The sequence below is a fragment of the Micromonospora sp. NPDC050695 genome (assembly GCF_040654415.1).
GTDB lineage: Bacteria > Actinomycetota > Actinomycetes > Mycobacteriales > Micromonosporaceae > Micromonospora.
Window position 1 is genome coordinate 191,078 of sequence record NZ_JBFAHZ010000004.1, and the last position, 21,769, is coordinate 212,846.

General features: G+C 72.8%; 18 protein-coding genes and 1 pseudogene. 13 read left to right on the forward strand and 6 right to left on the reverse strand.

Annotated features, from left to right (window positions below; all coding sequences use genetic code 11):
• Positions 1–43 precede the first annotated feature (43 nt).
• Positions 44–1,042, forward strand: a complete 999-nt coding sequence (locus AB0H52_RS04830) for an aldo/keto reductase family protein (RefSeq protein ID WP_151492789.1) — start codon at positions 44–46, stop codon at positions 1,040–1,042.
• Between the two features lie 51 nt (positions 1,043–1,093).
• Here the strand turns inward: AB0H52_RS04830 and AB0H52_RS04835 are convergent, their stop codons facing one another.
• Positions 1,094–1,891, reverse strand: a complete 798-nt coding sequence (locus AB0H52_RS04835) for a site-2 protease family protein (protein WP_151492788.1) — start codon at positions 1,889–1,891, stop codon at positions 1,094–1,096.
• Positions 1,891–2,091 (reverse strand): hypothetical protein, encoded by a 201-nt coding sequence (locus AB0H52_RS04840; RefSeq protein ID WP_030337978.1) that lies wholly within the window; start codon positions 2,089–2,091, stop codon positions 1,891–1,893. The genes AB0H52_RS04835 and AB0H52_RS04840 overlap by 1 nt, the downstream gene beginning before the upstream one ends.
• A 191-nt stretch (positions 2,092–2,282) precedes the next feature.
• Between AB0H52_RS04840 and AB0H52_RS04845 the strand changes: the two genes are divergently transcribed.
• The 3 genes from AB0H52_RS04845 (at position 2,283) to AB0H52_RS04855 (ending at position 6,270) form a co-directional block, all read left to right on the forward strand.
• Positions 2,283–4,145 carry a bifunctional adenosylcobinamide kinase/adenosylcobinamide-phosphate guanylyltransferase gene (locus AB0H52_RS04845; protein ID WP_357945278.1) on the forward strand — a complete coding sequence of 621 codons (1,863 nt, stop codon included), beginning with the start codon at positions 2,283–2,285 and terminating at the stop codon, positions 4,143–4,145.
• Entirely contained in the window at positions 4,135–4,908 is a 774-nt protein-coding gene (locus AB0H52_RS04850) for an adenosylcobinamide-GDP ribazoletransferase (RefSeq protein WP_151492786.1), read from the forward strand. Before AB0H52_RS04845 ends, AB0H52_RS04850 begins: the two co-directional genes overlap by 11 nt.
• Positions 4,909–4,974: 66 nt before the next feature.
• Positions 4,975–6,270 carry a DUF2314 domain-containing protein gene (locus AB0H52_RS04855; protein WP_357945281.1) on the forward strand — a complete coding sequence of 432 codons (1,296 nt, stop codon included), beginning with the start codon at positions 4,975–4,977 and terminating at the stop codon, positions 6,268–6,270.
• A 104-nt stretch (positions 6,271–6,374) separates the two neighbouring features.
• Here AB0H52_RS04855 and gcvT read toward each other — a convergent pair whose 3' ends face one another.
• Entirely contained in the window at positions 6,375–7,505 is a 1,131-nt protein-coding gene (gcvT, locus tag AB0H52_RS04860; RefSeq protein ID WP_357945284.1) for a glycine cleavage system aminomethyltransferase GcvT, read from the reverse strand.
• A gap of 163 nt (positions 7,506–7,668) precedes the next feature.
• On the opposite strand from gcvT, the gene AB0H52_RS04865 reads away from it, so the two are divergent.
• The gene (locus AB0H52_RS04865) at positions 7,669–9,243 is read left to right on the forward strand and encodes a leucyl aminopeptidase (protein ID WP_278121728.1); all 1,575 of its coding nucleotides are present in this window, start codon (positions 7,669–7,671) and stop codon (positions 9,241–9,243) included.
• Between the two features lie 39 nt (positions 9,244–9,282).
• Here the strand turns inward: AB0H52_RS04865 and AB0H52_RS04870 are convergent, their stop codons facing one another.
• Positions 9,283–9,609, reverse strand: coding sequence for a hypothetical protein (locus AB0H52_RS04870; protein WP_151492520.1), 327 nt, complete (start codon positions 9,607–9,609; stop codon positions 9,283–9,285).
• 139 nt (positions 9,610–9,748) lie between these two features.
• Here AB0H52_RS04870 and lpdA point away from each other — a divergent pair, with 139 nt between their 5' ends.
• Both lpdA and sucB read left to right on the forward strand, forming a co-directional pair.
• Positions 9,749–11,179, forward strand: coding sequence for a dihydrolipoyl dehydrogenase (lpdA, locus tag AB0H52_RS04875; RefSeq protein ID WP_192580464.1), 1,431 nt, complete (start codon positions 9,749–9,751; stop codon positions 11,177–11,179).
• A 67-nt stretch (positions 11,180–11,246) separates the two neighbouring features.
• Positions 11,247–13,085: a 2-oxoglutarate dehydrogenase, E2 component, dihydrolipoamide succinyltransferase gene (gene sucB / locus AB0H52_RS04880; protein WP_151492517.1), complete on the forward strand. Its 1,839-nt coding sequence runs from the start codon at positions 11,247–11,249 to the stop codon at positions 13,083–13,085.
• Between the two features lie 65 nt (positions 13,086–13,150).
• Here the strand turns inward: sucB and AB0H52_RS04885 are convergent, their stop codons facing one another.
• The gene (locus AB0H52_RS04885; RefSeq protein WP_357945289.1) at positions 13,151–14,086 is read right to left on the reverse strand and encodes an SDR family NAD(P)-dependent oxidoreductase; all 936 of its coding nucleotides are present in this window, start codon (positions 14,084–14,086) and stop codon (positions 13,151–13,153) included.
• Positions 14,087–14,204: 118 nt separating this feature from the next.
• Between AB0H52_RS04885 and AB0H52_RS04890 the strand changes: the two genes are divergently transcribed.
• From AB0H52_RS04890 to AB0H52_RS04910, 5 genes and pseudogenes are all read left to right on the forward strand, one after another.
• A complete protein-coding gene (locus AB0H52_RS04890) occupies positions 14,205–14,495 on the forward strand; it encodes a hypothetical protein (protein WP_225854777.1) in 291 nt (96 codons plus the stop codon).
• A 45-nt stretch (positions 14,496–14,540) separates the two neighbouring features.
• Positions 14,541–15,878, forward strand: a complete 1,338-nt coding sequence (locus tag AB0H52_RS04895) for a low temperature requirement protein A (RefSeq protein WP_151492514.1) — start codon at positions 14,541–14,543, stop codon at positions 15,876–15,878.
• A 93-nt stretch (positions 15,879–15,971) separates the two neighbouring features.
• Positions 15,972–16,505: a hemerythrin domain-containing protein gene (locus AB0H52_RS04900; protein ID WP_357945293.1), complete on the forward strand. Its 534-nt coding sequence runs from the start codon at positions 15,972–15,974 to the stop codon at positions 16,503–16,505.
• Positions 16,433–17,320, forward strand: a pseudogene (locus AB0H52_RS04905) (aldo/keto reductase); the annotation flags it as partial. The gene AB0H52_RS04900 and the pseudogene AB0H52_RS04905, both read left to right, overlap by 73 nt.
• A 136-nt stretch (positions 17,321–17,456) precedes the next feature.
• Positions 17,457–18,356, forward strand: coding sequence for a TIGR01777 family oxidoreductase (locus AB0H52_RS04910; protein WP_357945296.1), 900 nt, complete (start codon positions 17,457–17,459; stop codon positions 18,354–18,356).
• 87 nt (positions 18,357–18,443) lie between these two features.
• Here the strand turns inward: AB0H52_RS04910 and AB0H52_RS04915 are convergent, their stop codons facing one another.
• Positions 18,444–19,673, reverse strand: a complete 1,230-nt coding sequence (locus AB0H52_RS04915) for a PHB depolymerase family esterase (protein WP_357945299.1) — start codon at positions 19,671–19,673, stop codon at positions 18,444–18,446.
• Positions 19,674–19,895: 222 nt separating this feature from the next.
• Here AB0H52_RS04915 and AB0H52_RS04920 point away from each other — a divergent pair, with 222 nt between their 5' ends.
• Positions 19,896–21,722 (forward strand): DUF2079 domain-containing protein, encoded by a 1,827-nt coding sequence (locus AB0H52_RS04920; RefSeq protein WP_357945302.1) that lies wholly within the window; start codon positions 19,896–19,898, stop codon positions 21,720–21,722.
• Positions 21,723–21,769 lie beyond the last annotated feature (47 nt).

Below are 21,769 nucleotides of genomic sequence, written 5' to 3' on the forward strand. Positions count from 1 at the left end.
CGCCGGTCGGCGATCGTGATCCACCGAGGGCTAGGGTCGGGACGTGAAATTCCGACACCTGGGCCGCTCCGGCCTGATGGTCAGCGAGATCTCGTACGGCAACTGGCTCACCCACGGTTCGCAGGTCGAGGAGGACACCGCCTTCGCCTGCGTGCGGGCCGCCCTGGACGCGGGGATCACGACCTTCGACACCGCCGACGTGTACGCCGGCACCCGGGCCGAGGACGTGCTCGGCCGGGCGCTGGAGAACGAGCGCCGCGAGGGCCTGGAGATCTGCACCAAGGTCTACTGGCCGACCGGGCCGGGTCGCAACGACCGTGGCCTGTCCCGCAAGCACATCATGGAGTCGATCAACGGCTCGCTGCGCCGGCTACGTACCGACCACGTGGACCTCTACCAGGCCCACCGGTACGACCACAGCACGCCGCTGGAGGAGACGATGGAGGCGTTCGCCGACGTCGTGCACTCCGGTAAGGCGCACTACATCGGCGTCTCCGAGTGGACCGCCGAGCAGCTGCGCGCCGCCCACCCGCTCGCTCGCGAGCTGCACGTCCCGCTGATCTCCAACCAGCCTCAGTACTCGATGCTGTGGCGGGTCATCGAGGCCGAGGTCGTACCGGCCAGCGAGGAGCTGGGCATCGGGCAGATCGTCTGGTCGCCGATGGCGCAGGGCGTGCTCTCCGGCAAGTACCTGCCGGGTCAGCCGCCGCCGGCCGGTTCCCGCGCCACCGACGAGAAGTCCGGCGCGAACTTCATCGCCCGGTTCATGAACGACGACGTGCTCACCCGGGTGCAGCGGCTCAAGCCGCTCGCCGAGCAGGCCGGGCTGAGCATGCCCCAGCTGGCCGTGGCGTGGGTTCTGCAGAACCCGAACGTCTCGTCGGCGATCATCGGCGCGTCCCGCCCCGAGCAGGTGCACGACAACGTGAAGGCGGCCGGGGTGAAGCTCGACGCCGAGCTGCTCACGGCGATCGACGAGATCGTCGAGCCGGTCACCGAACGGAACCCGGCGAAGACCGTGTCCCCCGCGCAGCGTCCCTGACGAGGGCCCGGGCCGGTCGGTGCGGATCTCGCGTCGACCGGCCCGGTCGGGTCAGCTCTGCCAGAAGCGGATCAGGTCGAGGCCGACGGCGTAGAGCCACGCCGGCAGGCCGAGCAGGTCACCGACCGCGAAGACCGCGTCGAAGAACCAGCCGCCGATGCGCGGGTTCCACAGCAGCGCGAACAGCAGGATGAATCCGTACGGGGCGAACAGGTCGTACATCTTGCGCCACTGCGGGTTGAGCCACGGCTGGATCATGTTGCCGCCGTCCAGACCAGGCACCGGCAGCAGGTTGAGCACGCTCGCGGTGAGCTGGAGGAACGCCAGCAGCGCCACCCCGGCCCAGAACTCCACCGGGCCGCCGGACTGCGTACCGAGTCGCACCGCCAGCACCAGCAGCAGCGTGAACAGCACGTTGGTCGCCGGTCCGGCGAGGCTGACCAGGGTGTGCCGCAGCCGCCCCGGGATGGCGTGCCGGTCCACCCACACCGCGCCACCGGGCAGGCCGATGCCGCCGAGCAGCACGACCACCACCGGCAGCACGATGGACAGCAGCGGGTGGGTGTACTTGAACGGGTTGAGCGTCAGGTAGCCGCGGTGGGCGATGTCCCGGTCGCCGGCCCGGTAGGCGACCACCGCGTGGGCGTACTCGTGCAGGCACAGCGAGACCAGCCAACCGGAGACCACGAACAGGAACACGTTGACGCGGACGTTGCCGTACCCGTTCCAGGTCAGCACCCCGCTGACCGCGAGGAGCGCGACCAGGCCGAGGAAGACCGGGCTGGGCCGGAACGCCGCCCTGGGCACGCCGAGCACCAGCCCGTCGGCGCCCGGCCGGTCGTAGCCCATCACTCGGCCGTGGGTAGCAGGCTCATCCGGTACTCCACCCGGTCGTCCTCGACGAGCGCGACCGAGGTGACGCCGGACGCCGCGAGCTCCCGCCAGGTCTGACCGATCCAGGATTCGGCGTCGGCCTGGCTGCCGAACGACTCCGCCGGTCCCTCGACCGTCTGACCGTCCGTGCCCTCGTACCGCCAGCTCCACGCCATGCCGCGTCTCCCCTCGCCGCTGAAGTCCCCGTGGGACGAACCCTCGCCAGCGTAGTCGGCCCCGCGCCGGACGGCCGCTCGCTCGCCCCCGCCGTGACCCAAGGGTTGATCAATCCAGGCCGGTACGGCGGCCCGGGAGTGAGCGCCGGGCCGGCAGGCAGAGCGACCCGGGCCGGCCTTAAGGTACGGGCATGTCCGTTGACGGGTGGAACACGGTCCTGGTGCTCGGCGGTATCCGGTCCGGCAAATCGGAGTTCGCCGAGTCCCTGGTCACCGACGCGCCGGTGGTCCGCTACCTCGCCACCGCACCGGAGGGCGACCCGGAGGACACCGAGTGGGCGACGCGGCTGGCGGCGCACCGCTCCCGACGGCCGGGCAGCTGGAGCACCGAGGAGACCGCCGAGGACCCACGCCGGCTGGCCGACGTGCTCGCGTCCGCCGAGCCCAACGAGACGCTGCTCGTGGACGACCTGGGCGGCTGGGTGACGGTGCTGCTCGACCCCGACCACCAGCCGGCCGACGACGTGGCGACCATCGCCGAGCTGGCCGAGGCGATCCGCACCTGCTCGGCCCGGGTGGTGCTGGTCAGCCCGGAGGTGGGGCTGTCACTGGTGCCGACCACCCCGCTGGGTCGGGCGTTCACCGACGCCCTGGGCGCGGCGAACCGCGCGGTCGCCGACGCCTGCGACGCGGTGGTGCTGGTGGTCGCCGGCCAGCCGGTCTGGCTGAAGCCGACCGCGGCTTTGCCCGCGCCGTCGGCCCCGGCTACCGCTACCGCGCCGGTCGCGGTGAGCCCGGGCGACACCGGGCCGACCCCCGAGGTGCAGCTGCCGGACGTGCTGACCCACCCCGCGCCGCCCGCCCCGAACCAGGAGCCCGGCAACCCGTGGGCCGCACCGACGATGGCGTTGCCGATGGTGGCGACCGGGCTCGTCATCCAGCCGGGCATGGAACTTCCGATGCCCGACGAGTACACCGGCCCGCAGGCGGTGGACCGACTGGCCACGCTGGACATGCCCGGCGCCGGGCTGGGCGTACTGGACCGGGTGGTCGGCTTCGCCGCCGCCACGCAGGCCACCTCGACGCCGGTCGCCTGGGGCTCGGTGCGGGTGCTGCTGCTGCACGGCGACCATGCCGGCGGGGCGTCGGCCGGCACCATCGCCGGTGACTCGGCGCGCCGGGCCACGCAGGCCCGCGCCGGGCAGGGCGCGTTGGCGCGGCTGGCCGCCGAGAGCGGCGCCAGCCTGCAGGTGGTGGACGCCCCGACCGCGGCGGCCATGGAGGACGAGCCGGCGTTGTCCCCCGCGCAGGTCGAGTCGGCGCTGCGGTACGGCTGGCGGCTGGCCGAGCAGGCCGCCGACGCCGGCGTACAGCTGCTGGTGTTGGGGGCGTGCGGCGCCGGCACCGAGGCGGCGGCCGCGGCGGTCCTCGCGGCGACGGCGGGCGCGGAGCCGCCGGCCGTGCTCGGCCGGGTGATCACCGACTCCGGTGAGATCGACGACGCGGCCTGGATGATCCGCTGCGCGGCGGTGCGCGACGCGTTGCACCGCACCCGGCGTTCGCCGCGCGGCGCCAAGGACGTGCTGGCCGAGCTGGGCGGCGGTGATGTGGCGGTGGCCACCGGCGTGCTGCTCGGCGCGACCGCCCGCCGGGTGCCGGTGCTGCTGGACGGGCCGGTCGGGCTGGCCGCCGGCATGGTCAGCCGCGACCTGGCCGGGCAGGCACGGCACTGGTGCCTGCTCGCCGACCACGGCGGGCACCCCGCGGTGCGGCTGGCCGCCGACGTGCTCGGCCTCACCCCGCTGCTCGACCTTCGACTGGACCTGGGCGAGGGGGCGAACGCGCTGGTCGCGCTCCCGTTGCTGCGCTCGGTGCTGGCGTTGGCCGCCGCGCTGCCCGCCCACCCGTCGCTGGGCGGCGGCGGGCCCGAGCAGCCGGACCAGACCCAGCCGGACTACGCCGAGCCGGACTTCGCCGAGCCGGAGCCGGCCGGGCCGGGCCCGGCCAGCACCGGTGCGGACGAGCAGCCGGCGTCGGGCTGGCGTGCCGGCTGAGTCGCGGCTCCTCGCTGGCGCCCGACTGGCGGTCACCACGTTCAGCACGCTGCCGGTGCGCACCGGGCGGATCGACCGCCCGGTGGCCGGCACCGCGATGGCGCTCGCCCCGCTGGTCGGCGCCCTGCTCGGGGCGTTGCTGGCCGGTGTGCTGCTGCTCGTCGGCGCGGTCGCCGCACCGCTGGTCGCCGCCACTGTGACGGTGGGCGCCGCGGCCCTGCTCACCCGGGGGCTGCACCTGGACGGGCTGGCCGACACCGTGGACGCCCTCGGCTCGTACCGCCGGGGCGCGGCCGCACTGGAGATCATGAAGAAGCCGGACGTCGGCCCGTTCGGGGTGGTCGCCCTGGTGGTCGTCCTGCTGGTGCAGGCGGCGGCGCTCACCGACCTGGCCGCCCGGCCCTGGCCGGCGTGTCTCGCGGCGGTGGTCGCGGCCACCGCCGCCGGGCGACTCGGCGTGACCGTGGCCTGCCGTCGGGGCGTACCGGCGGCCCGGCCGGACGGCCTCGGCGCGCTGGTGGCCGGCACGGTCGGCCCGCTGGCACTGGCCGCCGGCGCGGTCACCGTCGTGCTGCTGGCGGTGCCCGCCGTGCCGGGCCGCCCGTGGCAGGGGCCGCTGGCCGTCGTCGCCGCGCTCGCCGTCGCGGTCGCGCTGCTGGGCCACGTGGTACGCCGGCTCGGCGGGATCACCGGCGACGTGCTCGGCGCCACCGTCGAGGTGGTCACCACGCTGGTCTACCTGGGTCTGGTGCTGTCCGCCTGAAGCCGGCGCGGCCGGCCGGGTAGCGTTCGCCTCGACAGCACCGGCGCGGCCACCGGGGGAACGAACATGCTCATCACCGACGACTTCCTGCCCGTACCGGTCCCGGAGTCGCTCAGCGCGACCTACCTGGTGCCGATGGCGGGGCTGCCGAAGGTCAGCGCGAAGACGGCGGTGGCGGCGCTGACCGGCCGGCTGGCCGAGCCGGTGCACGGGCTCGCCCGGCAGATGCTGGACAGCCCGCTCATGAGCGTGGACACCCGGCCGATCGCGGTGTTCCCCGAACTGCCGCCGGATCTGCTCACCGCGTTCGGCGCCACCGAGGCGCAGCTGGCGCGGCTGGCGGCGGCGACACATCTGGTGGTGGTGCAGGCCGAGTACCGGCCCGGTTGGCCGCCGGCGCACGAGTGGGCGGCTCGGGCGGTGGCGGCGGCGGTCGCCGAGTCCGTCGACGGCGACGTGGTGGACGTTTTCGGCCTGCAGTTCCTCGACCCGGCCACCGCGTTGCGTTCGCTCCCCGACGAGCAGGGCCGCATCCGGCTGGTCGACTGGGTGCTGGTGCCGTACTCCTCGGACACCGAGGGGCTGTGGTTCACCACCAAGGGTCTGCGCCGCTTCGGGCTGCTGGAGTTGCAGACCCAGGGGGTGCCCGACCATCTGACCCGGGCCTGGGGCGCGGTGATGACCGGGGCGGCGCGGCGGCTCCTGCGGGACTGGACCGACGGGCTCGCCGGCGAGGAGGTGCCGGCGTTCGTGCAGCTGCCGGTCCTGGCGACGGTGACCGGGCACGACATCGCGGTGGCGTACGGCAACCCGGAGCAGCATGGCGCGACCGCGCCGGTGCTGCTGCGCCTGGAGCTGGACCCGGCGACCGACCCGGAGGCCGACTCGTTCCTCAGCCTGCGCCCGCCGGCCGGGCATCCCGGTCCGGACGGGCGGTACTACGCCGCCGCCTGCGCGACGCTGTTCTCCGGGATCCAGCCGGACGTGCGCTACGCCCGCGCCGGTGACGCGATGAGCCGGGCGGTCGCGACCGCCCGCGCCGCGTTGGGCGACGCGCGGGCACGGTTCGTCGCCGGCGGGCTGCCCGCCGAGTCGCAGCTGGTGGTGAAGTACGGCCTGCCCGGCGACGACGGCCCGGAGTACGTCTGGGCGGGCGTCACCTCGTGGGAGACCCCGGAGCGGATCGTCGGGGTGAGCGCCAGCGACGCCAACACCGACCAGAGCGTACGCATCGGCGCCCCCGTGGTGGTGGAGGCCACCGACGTGGTGGATTGGGCCGTCCTGGACGCCACCGGCGTCATCGAAGGCGGCTGGACCCAGGCCGTCCTGGACTCCGGCGAACCCCCCACCCCAACCCCCTAACCCCCACCGGCCGACAGAGTTGATCATGGGGTTGACGGTGAGTTCGATCTCCGAATGACCCGTCAACCTCATGATCACCACAGGGGTGCGGCCCCCGGGTGCAGTTACTTCACTGAGGGGTTGACGAAGGGGGGTTTCTGCAAGGTCAGGGGGGCGCGGCGGCCTCGGATGTCGATCTCGACCTCGTCGCCGTCGGTCAGGTTGGCGTCGGTGTTCAGCAGGGCCAGCGCGATGCCCTGCTTGCGGGTCGGCGAGAAGGTGCCACTGGTGACCTCGCCGACCTGCTCGTCGCCCACGTGCAGGGTCATTCCCGGTCGCGGGATGGCGCGGTCGACGGCCACCAGGCCGCGCAGCGTACGGCGAGGGCCGGCGGCCTTCTCGGCGAGCAGCGCGTCGCGGCCCCAGAAGGCCGGCTTGTCCCAGCCCACCGCCCAGCCGGAGCGGGCCTGCACCGGCGTGATGTCCAGCGAGAGGTCCTGCCCGTGCAGCGGGTAGCCCATCTCGGTGCGCAGCGTGTCCCGGGCCGCCAACCCGCAGGCACGCAGCTCGAACGCCTCGCCGAAGGCGTTGAGCGCGTCCCAGACGGCCACCGCGTGCTCCGCCGGCACGACAAGTTCGTAGCCCAGCTCGCCGGTGTAGCCGGTGCGGCAGACGGTCAGTTCCACCCCGTCGAGGCTGGCCGCGGAGAAGCTCATGTAGCCGTGCTCGGTGGGCAGGCCGAGGGCGCCCAGCAGGTCGGCCGAGCGGGGGCCCTGCACGGCCAGCACCGCGTACGCCTCGTGCTCGTCGGTGACGGTGACCGACTCCGGCGCGGCGGCGCGCAGCCGGCGCACCACCTCGGCGGTGTTCGCGGCGTTCGGGATGAGGAACACGTGGTCGTCGGCGTACAGGTAGGCGATGATGTCGTCCACCACGCCGCCGGTGGCGTCGTCGCAGCAGAGCGTGTACTGCGCCCGTCCGGGGCCGATGCGGCCCAGGTCGTTGCTCAGGCAGGCGTTGACGAAGTCGGCCGCTGCGGGGCCGCTCACCCGCGCCTTGCCCAGGTGCGACACGTCGAAGACCCCCACCGCGGTACGCACCGCGGTGTGCTCCTTGAGCACCCCGCCTCCGGCGTACTCCAGCGGCATCTCCCAGCCCCCGAAGGGGGCGAACTTGGCGCCGGCGGCGGTGTGCCGCTCGTGCAGCGGGGAACGGCGCAGCCGGGTCGCGGCGGCGTCGGAGGTCACGTCGGTCATGGGTGGCAACTTACCGGGGGCAACGTGGCTGGTTAGCATCGGCGGGACCCCTGCCGGCACGATCGGCGGGACAGCCCTGACGTCTGGCGGGTAGGTTCCGCCGGAGACCTTCATCGCCGGTACGCGACGCCGCGACCGGCCCGGCCCGCCCGGAGTAGCTTCAGTGACATCGCCCCGCACCACCACCCTGAGCCTGGTCGACACCGACCCCGCGGAGCTCGCCGTCGACGCGATCGTGATCGGCGTGCACAGCCAGACCGGAGAGCAGGGCGCCACCAGCGGCCTCACCGGCACCCTCCTGCTCGCCAGCGGCGCGGAGAGCATCGCCGCCGCGTTCGACGGCAAGCTGACCGAGACACTGGCGCTGCTCGGCGCGACCGGTGGCCCGGGCGAGGTGATCAAGCTGGCCACGTTGGGCACGGTCACCGCCCCGCTGGTCGTCGCGGTCGGGCTCGGCGCGGAGCCGTCCGGCGCCGCCCCGGCACCGGAGACGCTGCGCCGTGCCGCCGGCTCGGCCGTCCGCGCCCTGGCGGGCGCGCCGAAGGTGGCGCTGGCCATGCCGCTGCCGGACGACGCGGACGCGCCGGCCGCGCTGCGCGCCGTCGCCGAGGGTGCACTGCTCGGCGGGTACCGGTTCGCCGGCTACAAGACCCGGCCGCAGCCGACCCGGCGCGAGCCGGTGGCCGAGGTGCTGATCGCGGTGCCGGACGCCGGCGACGCGGGCGCCCAGGCGGAGATCACCCGGGCGCAGGCGGTGGCCGGCGCGGTCCGGCTCAGCCGGGACTGGGTGAACACCGCGCCGAACGAGCTGCGCCCGCCGTCGTTCGCCGACGCCGTGGCCGGCGCCGCCCGCGACGCGGGGCTCGAGGTCGAGGTGCTGGACGAGGCGGCGCTGGCCGCCGGCGGGTACGGCGGCATCATCGCGGTCGGGCAGGGCTCGGAGGCGCCGCCGCGGCTGGTGAAGCTCACCTACACCCCGCAGGGCGGCGGCAACGGCAAGCGGGTCGCGCTGGTCGGCAAGGGCATCACCTTCGACACCGGCGGCATCTCGATCAAGCCGGCGCAGGGCATGTGGGAGATGAAGTCCGACATGGCGGGCGCCGCCGCGGTGGGTGCCGCCATGCTGGCGATCGCGGCGCTGAAGCCGTCGGTGGCGGTGAGTGGGTACCTGCCGATGGCGGAGAACATGCCGTCGGGCACCAGCTACCGGCCGGGTGACGTGATCAGCATGTACAGCGGCAAGAAGGTGGAGGTCCTCAACACCGACGCCGAGGGCCGGATGGTCCTGGCCGACGCGATCGCCCGCGCCTGCGAGGACGGCACCGACTACCTGTTCGAGACGTCCACCCTGACCGGCGGCCAGGTGATCGCGCTGGGCAAGCGGATGGCCGGCGTGATGGGCACCCCGGAGCTGTGCGAGCGGGTCCGGGTGGTCGGCGACGCGGTCGGCGAGCCGGCCTGGCCGATGCCGCTGCCGGACGACGTGCGCAAGGGCATGGACTCCGACGTGGCGGACATCTCGCAGGTCAACGCCGGGATGGATCGGGCCGGTCACATGCTGCAGGGCGGCGTGTTCCTGCGCGAGTTCGTGGCCGACGACGTGGCCTGGGCGCACATCGACATCGCCGGGCCGGGCTACCACTCCGGTGAGCCGACCGGCTACTGGACCAAGGGCGGCACCGGCGTGCCGGTCCGCACCCTGGTGCAGCTGGTCGAGGACGTCGCCACCAACGGCTGACGTCGCTGTTCGGGGCACCCGTCGTGACGGGCGCCCCGATCACCGTTCGGGGCGGCGCTTGCGTCGCTCGTTGTAGTCGCGCATCCGCTGCGGGTAGCCCATCAGCCGGACGTCGTACACAGGGATGCCCATCCGGTACGCGAAGCGCCGGGCGCCGTCGGGGCCGTCGATCCGCCGGCGGGTCCACTCCCCGTCGTCGGCGATCAGGATGACGGTGGTCTCCGTCACGGTCGTGCGGGGCTCGATGAACGCCTCGACGCCCCGCCGACTCCGGATGAAGTTCTCCAGGTGGGTCAGATCGCCTCGGTCGGCCGCGCGGTCGTGACTCGGCACACGCGCCTGTTTGCGGCGCCGGAACAACCCCACCGGCCTCTCCCCCACCTGACGTCATCGACAACGGAGCCAAGGGTACGTGTCGATGACGTGTCGTTGGGCACCTCACTACGCACCCCGTGCCCGGTGGTGACAAGATGACCGAGGTGGGGTGTGTCCGTGTTAACCCGTAGTGACCCCCGAATGCAGTGACGCGACCTGGGAGTTGGACGTGAGCGAGCCGAACGAAGCGACCTTCGACATCGTCATCCTCGGAGGTGGCAGTGGCGGCTACGCGGCGGCGCTGCGCGCCGCCCAGCTGGACCTCTCGGTCGCGCTGATCGAGAAGGGCAAGCTCGGCGGCACCTGCCTGCACAACGGCTGCATCCCGACGAAGGCGCTGCTGCACGCGGCCGAGGTCGCCGACCAGACCCGCGAGTCGGAGCAGTTCGGTGTGAAGGCCGAGCTGGTGGGCGTCGACATGGCCGGGGTCAACTCGTACAAGGACGGCGTGATCTCCCGCCTGTACAAGGGCCTGCAGGGCCTGGTGGGCGGCTCGAAGAACATCACCTTCGTGGCCGGCGCCGGCAAGCTGGTCGGCACGAACGTCGTCGAGGTCGACGGCAAGCGCTACACCGGGCGCAACCTGATCCTGGCCTCCGGCTCGTACGCCAAGAGCCTGCCCGGCCTGGAGGTCGACGGCGAGCGGATCATCACGAGCGACCACGCGCTGACCCTGGACCGCGTGCCGTCGTCGGTGATCGTCCTGGGTGGCGGCGTGATCGGCGTCGAGTTCGCCAGCGTGTGGAAGTCCTTCGGCGCGGACGTGACGATCGTCGAGGCGCTGCCCCGGCTGGTCGCCGCCGAGGACGAGGAGTCGTCGAAGGCGCTGGAGCGGGCGTTCCGCAAGCGGAAGATCAACTTCAAGGTCGGCAAGCCGTTCGAGAAGGTCGAGAAGACCGAGAACGGCGTCAAGCTCACCATTTCCGGCGGCGAGACCGTCGAGGCCGAGCTGCTGCTCGTCGCCGTCGGTCGCGGCCCGAACACCGCCAACCTCGGGTACGAGGAGCAGGGCGTCACGATGGACCGCGGTTACGTGCTGACCGACGAGCGGCTGCGTACCAGCGTGCCGAACGTCTACGCGGTCGGCGACATCGTGCCCGGCCTCCAGCTCGCGCACCGCGGCTTCCAGCAGGGCATCTTCGTCGCCGAGGAGATCGCCGGGCAGACCCCGGCCGTGATCGACGAGGTCGGCATCCCGCGGGTCACCTACTGCGACCCGGAGCTGGCGTCGGTGGGTCTCACCGAGGCGAAGGCCAAGGAGCAGTACGGGGCCGACAAGGTCCAGGCGTACAACTACCCGCTCGGCGGCAACGGCAAGAGCCAGATCCTCAAGACCACCGGCTTCGTCAAGCTGGTCCGGGTCGAGGACGGCCCGGTCGTCGGCGTCCACATGGTCGGCGCCCGGGTGGGTGAGCTGATCGGTGAGGCGCAGCTCATCTACAACTGGGAGGCGTACCCCGCCGAGGTCGCCCAGCTCGTGCACGCCCACCCGACCCAGAACGAGGCCCTGGGCGAGGCGCACCTGGCCCTCGCCGGCAAGCCGCTGCACGCGCACGCCTGATCACCCAAACCGCGGCGTCCGGCGACGGGCGAAGATCCCCCAAGGGGAATGAAGGAGTCTGGAGAACATGCCGGTATCGGTCACCATGCCCCGGCTCGGCGAGAGCGTCACCGAGGGCACCGTCACGCGCTGGCTCAAGCAGGAGGGCGACACGGTCGAGGTCGACGAGCCCCTGCTCGAGGTCTCGACCGACAAGGTCGACACCGAGATCCCGTCGCCCGCGGCGGGCGTGCTGAGCCGGATCGTGGTCGGCGAGGACGAGACCGCCGAGGTCGGCAGCGAGCTGGCCGTCATCGCCGGTGAGGGCGAGTCGACCGGTGGCGGCGAGGCCGCCCCGCAGGAGCAGCAGCAGGCCCCGGCCGAGTCGGTCGAGCCGGTCACCGAGCCGACGGCCGCCGCCGAGGGCACCGCCGACGAGGTCGCGCAGGACGAGGCACCGGCCGAGGCGCCGGCGCCCGCCCCCGCGTCGTCGGGCGAGGGCACCGCGGTGAAGATGCCGGCCCTGGGTGAGAGCGTCACCGAGGGTACGGTGACGCGCTGGCTCAAGCAGGTCGGCGAGACCATCGAGGTCGACGAGCCGCTGCTGGAGGTCTCCACCGACAAGGTGGACACCGAGATCCCGTCTCCGGTCGCGGGCACCGTACTGGAGATCAAGGTCGCCGAGGACGAGACCGCGGCGGTCGGCGCCGACCTGGCCATCATCGGCGTCGCCGGTGGTGCGCCCGCCCAGGCGAAGCCCGAGCCGACGGCGGAGGCCGCGCCGGCGCCGAAGGCCGAGCCGAAGCCGGAGGCGAAGGTCGAGGAGCCGACGCCGGGCATGTCGTACAACGAGCCGGCCGCGGAGACCGAGAGCTCGGCGCAGCCGGCGAAGACCGAGCAGGCCGCGCAGCCGTCCGCGCCGACGTCGACGCCGCCGCGCCCGTCCGCGCCCGCGCAGGGTGGCGGCGAGGAGGCCGCCGGGTACGTCACGCCGCTGGTGCGCAAGCTGGCCAGCGAGCACGGCGTCGACCTGTCCACGCTCAACGGCACCGGCGTGGGTGGCCGGATCCGCAAGCAGGACGTCCTCGACGCGGCCGAGAAGGCCAAGGCCGCCAAGGCCGCGCCGGCTCCGGCGGCTCAGCCGGCCGCCGCGCCGTCGGCCGCCGCGGCGAAGCCGGCCGCCAAGCCGCAGCCCAGCGCCAAGCGGGGCACCACGGAGAAGCTGCCGAGGATCCGCGCGACCATCGCCAAGCGGATGCAGCAGTCGCTGCACGAGACGGCGCAGCTGACCACGGTCGTCGAGGTCGACGTCACCAGGGTCGCCAAGCTGCGGACCCAGGCCAAGGACTCGTTCCAGGCCAAGCACGGCGTGAAGCTGTCCTTCCTGCCGTTCTTCGCTCTCGCCGCCATCGAGGCGCTCCAGACGCACCCGATCATCCAGGCCAGCATGGACCTGGAGGGCGGCACGATCACGTACCCGGCCGCCGAGCACCTCGGCATCGCCGTGGACACCGAGCGCGGGCTGCTCGTGCCGGTCATCCACAACGCCGGTGACCTCAACATGGGCGGCATCGCCAAGCGGATCGCCGACCTGGCCGAGCGCACCCGGGCCAACAAGATCACTCCGGACGAGATGGCCGGGGCGACCTTCACGCTGACCAACACCGGCAGCCGGGGCGCCCTCTTCGACACCCCGATCGTGCCGTCGCCGCAGTCGGCGATGCTCGGCACGGGTGCCGTGGTGAAGCGTCCGGTCGTGGTCAACGACCCGGACCTGGGCGAGGTCATCGCGGTCCGGTCGATGGTCTACCTGGCCATGTCCTACGACCACCGCCTGATCGACGGCGCCGACGCGGCCCGCTTCCTGACCTCGGTCAAGGAGCGGCTGGAGGCCGGCAACTTCGAGTCGGAGCTGGGTCTGGCCTGATCCTGCGTCAACGCCGAAAGGGCGCCCCGGTCGACGACCGGGGCGCCCTGTCCGTTGTCCGGCGCTCAGCTCTTCAGCAGGGCCGTCGACACCTCCCAGAGCCGCTCGGCGGCCTCCGGGTCCAGGGCGTACTCGGCGACGCCCGTCCGCCCGCCGGGCGTGGCGGGGGCGGCCTCCTGCAAGTCCTCGAAGTAGCGCCCGCCGACACCGTCGAGCAGCGGCGACGCGGCGGCCAGCACCGACGTGGCGGCACCCTGCTCGACGCTCTTCCAGGCTGCCGCGTTGCCCGAGCGCAGCCGGTTCAGCTCCTCCTCGCTGACGTAGCGCTGGAGGTTGGTCCGGATCGCGCCGGGCATCAGCGAGTTGGTGAGGATGCCGTCGTCCGCCCAGCGGCGGGTCGCCTCCACGGCGAACAGCACGTTGGCCGTCTTCGACTGCCCGTACGCCTGCCACGGCTCGTACTCCCGGCGCTCGTACTGGATGTCGTCGAAGACCACCGGTGAGCGCAGGTGGGCGGCGGAGCTGACCGAGACGATCCGGGCCCCGTCCGCGGCGGCGAGCGCCGGGCGCAGCCCGGTGGCGAGCGCGAAGTGCCCGAGGTGGTTGGTGGCGAACTGCATCTCCCAGCCCTGCGGTGTCCGGCTCAGGGGTGCGGCCATGATGCCGGCGTTGTTGACCAGGATGTGCAGCGGGCCGTCCCAGTTGGCCACGAAGTCGGCGACCGAGCCCTGATCGGCGAGGTCGAGCGGGGCGACGAGGATGTGGTCGCTGCCGGTGGTGGCGGTGATGTCGTCGGCGGCCTTCCGGCCGGCGTCGGTGTTGCGGACGGCCAGGGTGACCTCCCCGCCGGCGCTGGCCAGGGCACGGGCGGTCTCCACGCCGATGCCGGACGATCCGCCGGTGACGATCACCCGCCGCCCGACGAGGTCGATGCCCTTGATCGCGTCCATGGCGGTGGAGTGCGGGCCGAACGAAGTGGTGATCGGGTTGCTCGTCGTCATGATCCATCCTTGTCCGGGGAGGGCGGCATGCGGGCGGACGCGCTGCGCAACCGCGAGCGGCTGCTGGAGGCCGCGGTCCAGGCGTTTTCCCGCCCCGGCCCGGAGGTAACGCTGTTGGATGTCCCGGTTCGTCGACTACCTGGCCACCAAGCGGGGCATGGCCGACGCCCTCCGCCTGGTGATCGCCTCCGGTGCCAACCCGTACGCCCAGAGCCGCGACCGCCTGCTGGAGGCGCTCGGCCGGCCGCTCACCGCGGGCGGCGCGGCCGGCACCGTGCGGGCCGACGTCGACGTCGCCGACGTGCTGGCCGGCCTCAGCGGGATCAGCCTCGCCGCCGGCGAACGCGACCAGGCCGACCGCCTGCTCGACCTGCTGATGGACGGCCTGCGCCACCGCCGGACGGACTGACCGGTTCCTGCCTCCGAGCAGGCCGGACGCTGCCAGAGTGGGACCGTGGGCGGCTACCGGCGGGGTGGGCAGCTGGGGCCGGCCGTCCCGATCGCCCCCGGCGCCCGGGTGGACAAGTTCGAGGTCTTCTTCGACCTGGTCTTCGTCTTCTCGTTCTTCATCATCACCCGGGCCACCGCCGCGAACATCTCCGGCCGGCAACTGCTGCACGCCGGCCTGGTGCTCGCCGTGCTCTGGTGGTGCTGGGTCGTGCACAGCCTGGTCGCCACCCGGGTCCGGCTCGGCGAGGGTTACGTCCCGGTGCTCATGGTGGTGGCGATGGCCGCCCTGTTCGCGTTTGCGCTGGCGCTGCCGCAGGCGTTCAGCGACCCGAAGGGCAGCACCGCCGGCCCGATGCTGGTGGCCACCAGCTACGTGGTGGTCCGCGGCATCCACTGGGTCCTCTATCAGCATGTCGTGCGGGACAGCCCGCAGGAACGCCGGCAACTACGGCGGTTCGCCCCCGAGCTGGCGGCCAGCATCGTCCTGCTGCTGGCCGCCGCGCTCGTCCCGCCCCTGATCGACGACCCCGGCCGGGCGGCGCTGGTCCGCGACTGCCTGTGGATCACCGTCGTGGTCGTCCAGTACGCCACCGGCTTCATCGTGGGCACCTGGGGCTGGGGGGTGACCAGCGCCGAGCACTGGACCGAGCGCTACGACCTCATCCTGATCATCGCGCTGGGTGAGTCGGTGATCTCCACGGGCGTCGGCGGCAACCTGCTCGGCAAGCCGGTCACCTGGCCGGCGGTGGCGGCAGCCACGCTCAGCATCGTGGTCACCGCCGCCCTCTGGTGGGCGCACTTCGACTTCATCGGTCCGGCCGCCCGGATCGCCCTGCACGCGGCCGAGGGCAGCCCCCGGGTGGCGATGGCCCGCGACGCGTACGCGTACCTCTACCTGCCCATGATCGCCGGGGTGATCCTGTTCTCCATCGGCAACGAGGAGATCCTGCACCACATCACCGACCCCGCCGGCGGGATCACCGAACGGATCGAGGGACCGGCCGTACCGATGCTCTTCGGCGGGTTGATCTGCTACTACGCCGTCAACATCCTGTTCCAGCTCCGTACCCTGCACACCGTCACCTGGACCCGCGTCGGCGTCATCGTGGCGCTGACGGTCGCCCTGCCGATCGGCCAGCACCTGCCCGCGCTGGGCGCGCTCACCCTGGCGACCGTGATCTGCGTGGCGCTGGTCGCCGTGGAGGTGCTGGTGATGTCGAAGTCCCGGCACGCGCTGCGCGCCGTCGTCTTCCAGGAGCGAACCAGCCACGAGGCCCACGAGGCCGCGTGGCGTGCGCGCTGGCACGACGTCCGGGAGACCGACGAGCCCACCACGCCGTGAGCCCGCCGGGATAGACTCCCCGGCCAGCGTCGCGGTGCACCCGGCACGAAGGCCGCCGTGGGCATGGAGGCGCGGGGACAGCATGGGACGAACGTGCACCCGAAGAGTTCACCGGCCGACCGGCTCGCCGCCGTCGGCAACCAGATGATCGAGATTCATCTCTGGCTCAGTACGGAGCTTGCCCGCCTCCGGGACGGCCTCGACCACCCCGACGATCCCGACCGGTCACGGGACCTGCGCGCACACTGCCTGACCTTCTGCGCCGCCCTGGGCCGCCACCACACCGGCGAGGACGAGGGAGCGTTCCGGCTGTTGGCCGACCAGGTCCCCGAGCTACGCCCGGTCATCGCGAACCTGATCACCGACCACGAGGTGGTGGCGGGAATCCTGCACCGCGTCGAGGATCTGCTGGGCACCGACACGCCGATGCCGGCGGCCCAGGTACGCGCCGAGTTGGACGGGTTGGCCGCGCTGCTGGAGTCGCACTTCCGGTACGAGGAGAAGCGACTCGTGACCGCGCTGAACGCGCTCACCGGCCAACCCGGTCACGCCGGCAGCCGTTCGGCTGGGGCGAGGTCGACGACGAGTCGATCCGCACCATCCACCGGGCGCTCGACCTCGGGGTGACCCTGTTCGACACCGCCAGCAACTACGGCGCCGGGCACAGCGAACGGATCCTCGGCCGGGCGCTCGCCAGCCGCCGGGACCGCGCGGTGATCGCCACCAAGTTCGGCAACGTCAGCGACGAGGCCACCCGCCGGGCACTCGGCACCGAGGCCAGCCCGGCGTTCGCGGTTCGCAGCCTGGAGGACTCCCTGCGCCGCCTCGGCACCGACCACGTCGACCTCTACCAACTGCACATCAACGCGCTGCCGGTGCCCGCCGCGCTCGACCTGGTCGGCACCCTGGAGGACCTGGTCGACCAGGGCAAGATCCGGGCGTACGGCTGGAGCACCGACAACCCCGCGTCGGCGGAGGCGTTCGCGGCGGCCGGCGCGCACTGCGCCGCCATCCAGCACGACGAGTCGGTGCTCAGCGACAACGCGGCGGTGCTGGCGGTCTGCGACCGTCACGACCTGGCCAGCCTCAACCGGGGGCCGCTGGCGATGGGGCTGCTCACCGGCTCGACCCGGACGCTCGACGCGGACGACGTACGGGGGCGGCCTCCCGAGTGGCTCCAGTGGTTCACCGACGGCCGGCCGACGCCACGCTGGGCGGCCCGTGTCGAGCAGGTGCGCGCCGCGCTCACCGCCGACGGACGGACCCTCGCGCAGGGCGCGCTCGGCTGGCTGTTGGCCCGCAGCCCGCGTACCGTCCCGATTCCCGGCCTGCGCACGGTCGCCCAAGCCGAGGAGAACCTGAAAACCCTGGAGCGAGGCCCGCTGAGCCCCGAGGCGTACGCCGAGGTGGAGCACCTGCTCGCGGACCTGCGCCCGGCCTGACCCTCGTCGATCGTGCAGTTTCTGTCCCGACAGAACGGACGTGGCCGGGCAGAACGGCGACAGAAACTGCAAGGTCGGCGCGGGGAGTGCGGGCGGGGGTGCGTCCGGGGGCGGTGTCCTGGACGAAGATGGGGGTATGCGGATCCTTCTGGCCGGCGCGTCCGGCTTTCTCGGCACCCGGTTGAGTGACCGGCTCGCCGCCGACGGGCACCAGGTCACCCGGCTCGTCCGTCGGGCGCCGAACGGCCCGCAGGAGCAGCAGTGGGACCCGGCCGCCGGTCAGCTCGACCCGGCCGCGGTCGCCGGGTCGGACGCGGTGGTCAACCTGGCCGGCGCGGGTGTCGGTGACAAGCGCTGGGACGACGACTACCGGCGGCTGATCCGCTCCAGCCGGGTGGACAGCAGCAGCACCCTCGCGGCCACCATCGCCGGGCTGCCGGCCGCCGACCGACCTCGGGCGTTGCTCAACTCGTCGGCGGTCGGCTGGTACGGCAACACCGGCGACCGGGTGGTCGAGGAGGACGCGCCCGCCGGGGAGGGCTTCCTGGCCGACGTCTGCCGGGTCTGGGAGGCCGCGACCCGGCCAGCCGAGGACGCCGGGGTACGCGTGGTGCGGCTGCGCACCGGCCTGCCGCTGCATCGTGACGGCGGGCTGCTCAAGCCGCAGCTGCTGCCGTTCAAGCTGGGCATCGCCGGCCGGTTGGGCAGCGGCCGGCAGTGGCTGCCCTGGATCTCGATGGCGGACTGGCTGGACGCGACCCTCTTCCTGCTGGCCCGGGACGACATCGCCGGCCCGGTCAACGTGGTGGGGCCGCACCCGGTGACCAACGCCGAGTTCACCAAGGAACTGGCCCGGCAGCTGCACCGCCCGGCGATCATCCCGATCCCCGCCCTGGCGCTCAAGGTGGCCCTCGGCGGCTTCGCCCACGAGGCCCTCACCAGCACCAGAGTCCTCCCCGGCATCCTGACCCAGGCCAGCTACCCGTTCCACCACCCCACCCTCCCGAAAGCCCTCCACGCGGCCCTAACCGCCTGACCACCATGTGGTGATCAAGAGGTTTGCGTCATCCGGGAGCCGGATTCTGACGCAAACCTCTTGATCAACCAATCGGGGCGGGGGGGGTTAGCAGCCGATCACCCAGTAGTTGGGGGCGGTCTGCTTCAGGGCGGTGGTGTAGAAGGTGTTGTAGAGGCCCATTCGCTGGTTGGAGCCGTTGGCGTAGGCGTAGCCGCCGGACTGGTACGCCCGACCCGCCGTCACGTGCGCGTAGTTGCTGGCCGTCACGCAGGTCGGCGGCGTGGTCGGCGTCGGGGTCGGGGTGGGCGTCGCCGTGGGGGTCGGCGTGGCCGTCGGGGTCGGGGTCGGGTCGGTGCCGCCGCCGTTCAGGCCGAAGAAGAGCGCGTCGCGGTACGTCGAGCAGATGGTGTCCAGGAAGTAGGCGGCCGCGTTGCCGCACTGATCGGCACCGGAACCCGGGTCGACCGGGGTGCCGTGGCCCATTCCGGAGACCCGGTAGAGGCGTACCTCGTCGTTGCCGTACACCTCCAGGCTCGTGTTGCCGGGCAGCGACGAGGTGCTGGTCGGGGTCTGCGAGATCCCCCGCACGTTGGTCCACTGGTCACGCGACTCGGTGCCGTTGAGCGGCGTGACCGTGGTGTCCGAGGTGCCGTGCCAGATGGCCACCCGCGGCCGGGGGCCGGTGTAGCCGGAGTACGCGCCGCGGACCAGGTCGCCCCAGGCGGCCGGGGTCTTGTCCGCGCCCGGGTTCATGCAGCTGAACGCGTTGACCATGCTGGTGGCGCAGCGGTACGGGATGCCCGCGATGATCGACCCGGCGGCGAAGACGTCCGGGTAGGTGGCGAGCATGACCGCGCTCATCGCCCCGCCGGCGGAGAGGCCGCTGACGTAGACCCGGGAGCCGTTGACCCCGAAGTTCGCCTTGGCGTGGTCGACCATCTGCTTGATCGACAGTGCCTCGCCCTGACCCCGGGCGGTGTCCCCCGCCTCGAAGAAGTTGAAGCAGGAGTTGGCGTTGTTGCCGGAGGGTTGCTGGGCGACGATCAGGGCGAACTTCCACTGGTCGGCGTACTTCTGCCAGCCGGAGTTGGCGAAGTAGCCGGAGGCGTTCTGGGTGCAGCCGTGCAGCAGCACCACGGCCGGGGAGTTGGCCGGCAGGTTGTCCGGCCGGTAGGCGTACATCGCGAGGGTGCCCGGGTTGGAGCCGAACCCGGTGACCTGGGTGAGGGTGGCGGCCTGGGCGGGTGTGGCGAGGGTGATCGCGCCCGCTGCGGCGAGGACGAGCCCGGCGACCGCACCGAGCAGCCGGTTGAGGGTGGATGAGGAGCGGCGCACGGCGGCCTCCTGAGGGGGCGGACTGTGAACTGGGTCACGGTCGAATTGCCGAGACGTTACGTCGATGTGTCGCCGCTATGACATGGCGCACACTCACACATTCACGACGACCGTTGTGTACCCCGAACCATCGACCGCCGGGCCGACCTCCGGCCAACAACACCCGTCCCCTCCTTGCAGGTATGACCGGCCCGTCCAGGTCCGGTTGGTAACGTCCGCTGCGTGCCGTCCTCCCCGTCGCTGGCCACCGGGCCCGCACCCGCGTCACCTCCGCGTGCCGTCCGGGACCACCGGGCCGACCTGATCGTCGCGCTCGTGGCGCTCGCACTCGCCGTCTGGGTGACCAGCGGCCTGTGGCGGAACCCGAACGTGCGCACCATCACCGTCAACTCCAGCGACCAGGCGCTCTTCGAGTGGCTGCTGGCCTTCGGCGGGCACGCGGTCACCCACGGGGACAACCCGTTCTTCACGTACCTGATCAACGTCCCGGACGGCGTCAACCTCGCCGTCAACACCTCGATCACGGTGTACGCGGTGGTCTTCGCCCCCCTCACGTACCTGATCGGGGCGCCGTCGACGTTCCTGGTGATCCTCACCCTGAACCTGTTCGCCACGGCGCTGGCCTGGTACTGGCTGCTCTCCCGGCACCTGGTCCGCAGCCGGCTGGCCGCCGGGCTGGGCGGCCTGTTCATCGCCTACTCCCCCGGCATGGTGTCGCACGCCAACGCCCACCTGAACTGGACCGCCGGCTGGCTGGTGCCGCTGCTGATCTGGCGGCTGTTCGCGCTGCGCCGCCCCGCGCACTGGCTGCGCGACGGGGTGATCCTCGGCGTGCTGGTGGCGGTGGCCTTCTCGATCGCCGCCGAGGGCCTCTTCTTCGCCGCGCTCGCGCTCGGTGTCTTCGTCGCCGTCTGGGCGCTGCACCCGGCCCGGCGGGCCGAGGCCCGCGCCGCGCTGCCCACCTTCGTACGCGGGCTCGCGGTGACCGCCGTGGTGGCCGGGGTGCTGCTGTCGTACCCGTTGTGGCTGCACTTCGCCGGGCCGCAGCGGTTCCACGGCACCGGCTTCGACCCGGTGATCCACTCCGAGGACATCGCCGCGTTCGCGGCGTTCCCGCGCCGCTCGCTGGCCGGCGAGGTCGGGCTGGGCACCTCGCTGGCGCCGAACCCGACCGAGGAGAACTCGTTCTTCGGCGTCGGACTGCTCGTGCTCACAGTGGTCTGCTTCGTCGCGCTCTGGCGTCGGGCCGACCCCGGCCGCCGCGCCACCCTCTGGGCGCTGGGTGTCCTCGCGCTGGTCTTCACGGTGCTCTCCTTCGGGCCGGTCGCGAAGGTCGACGGGCGGCGTACCGACCTGCCGATGCCGTTCGACCTGCTCGGCCAACTGCCGGTGGTGAACGCGGCACTGCCCGCCCGGCTGGCCCTGGTGGTCGCGCCGGTGATCGGGGTGCTGCTGGCGTACACCGTCGACCAGTTGCGCACGACGCCCCCACGGCACCGATCCACGGAGCTGGCCTGGGCGCTCGGGTTCGCGGTGGCCCTGCTGCCGCTGCTGCCCACCCCGCTGCTGACCCACGAGCGGGAGCCCATTCCGCAGTTCATCACGTCCGGCACCTGGCGGCAGTTCGTCTCGCCGGACGGGGTGCTCACGCCGGTGCCGCTGACCGTGGACATCTACCCGGACGGTCAACGCTGGCAGGCGTACGCGCTGTCGCACCGGCAGGGCGAGTTCCGCATTCCCGGCGGCTTCTTCCTCGGGCCGGGCGGGCCGGACGGGCGGGGCCGGATCGGGCCGGTGCCGCGCACCCTGAGCGCCCTGATGGACCAGGCCGGCCGCACCGGACTGGTGCCGATCATCACCGACGGCACGATCCGGGAAGTCCAGTCGGACCTGCGGCACTGGCGGATCGAGACGGTGGTGCTCGCCGACGAGGTGCACGGCGCGAAGTTCGGAGTCGACGAGGACGCGGTCCGGCGTACCGCCACCGCCCTGTTCGGTGACCCGCAACGGGTCGACGACGTCTGGCTCTGGCGCATCCCACCGGCCTGACCCGGCCTGGTGAGGCGGCTCACCAGGGATCGGAGCCCGGCGCGGGA

Excerpts from the sequence above, each read along its gene's own strand:
- AB0H52_RS04910 (WP_357945296.1), top strand. The coding sequence starts at position 17,457 with ATGCGGATCCTTCTGGCCGGCGCGTCCGGCTTTCTCGGCACCCGGTTG.
- AB0H52_RS04835 (WP_151492788.1), bottom strand. The coding sequence starts at position 1,891 with ATGGGCTACGACCGGCCGGGCGCCGACGGGCTGGTGCTCGGCGTGCCC.
- AB0H52_RS04845 (WP_357945278.1), top strand. The coding sequence starts at position 2,283 with ATGTCCGTTGACGGGTGGAACACGGTCCTGGTGCTCGGCGGTATCCGG.
- gcvT (WP_357945284.1), bottom strand. The coding sequence starts at position 7,505 with ATGACCGACGTGACCTCCGACGCCGCCGCGACCCGGCTGCGCCGTTCC.
- sucB (WP_151492517.1), top strand. The coding sequence starts at position 11,247 with ATGCCGGTATCGGTCACCATGCCCCGGCTCGGCGAGAGCGTCACCGAG.
- AB0H52_RS04840 (WP_030337978.1), bottom strand. The coding sequence starts at position 2,091 with ATGGCGTGGAGCTGGCGGTACGAGGGCACGGACGGTCAGACGGTCGAG.
- AB0H52_RS04885 (WP_357945289.1), bottom strand. The coding sequence starts at position 14,086 with ATGACGACGAGCAACCCGATCACCACTTCGTTCGGCCCGCACTCCACC.
- AB0H52_RS04890 (WP_225854777.1), top strand. The coding sequence starts at position 14,205 with ATGTCCCGGTTCGTCGACTACCTGGCCACCAAGCGGGGCATGGCCGAC.
- AB0H52_RS04855 (WP_357945281.1), top strand. The coding sequence starts at position 4,975 with ATGCTCATCACCGACGACTTCCTGCCCGTACCGGTCCCGGAGTCGCTC.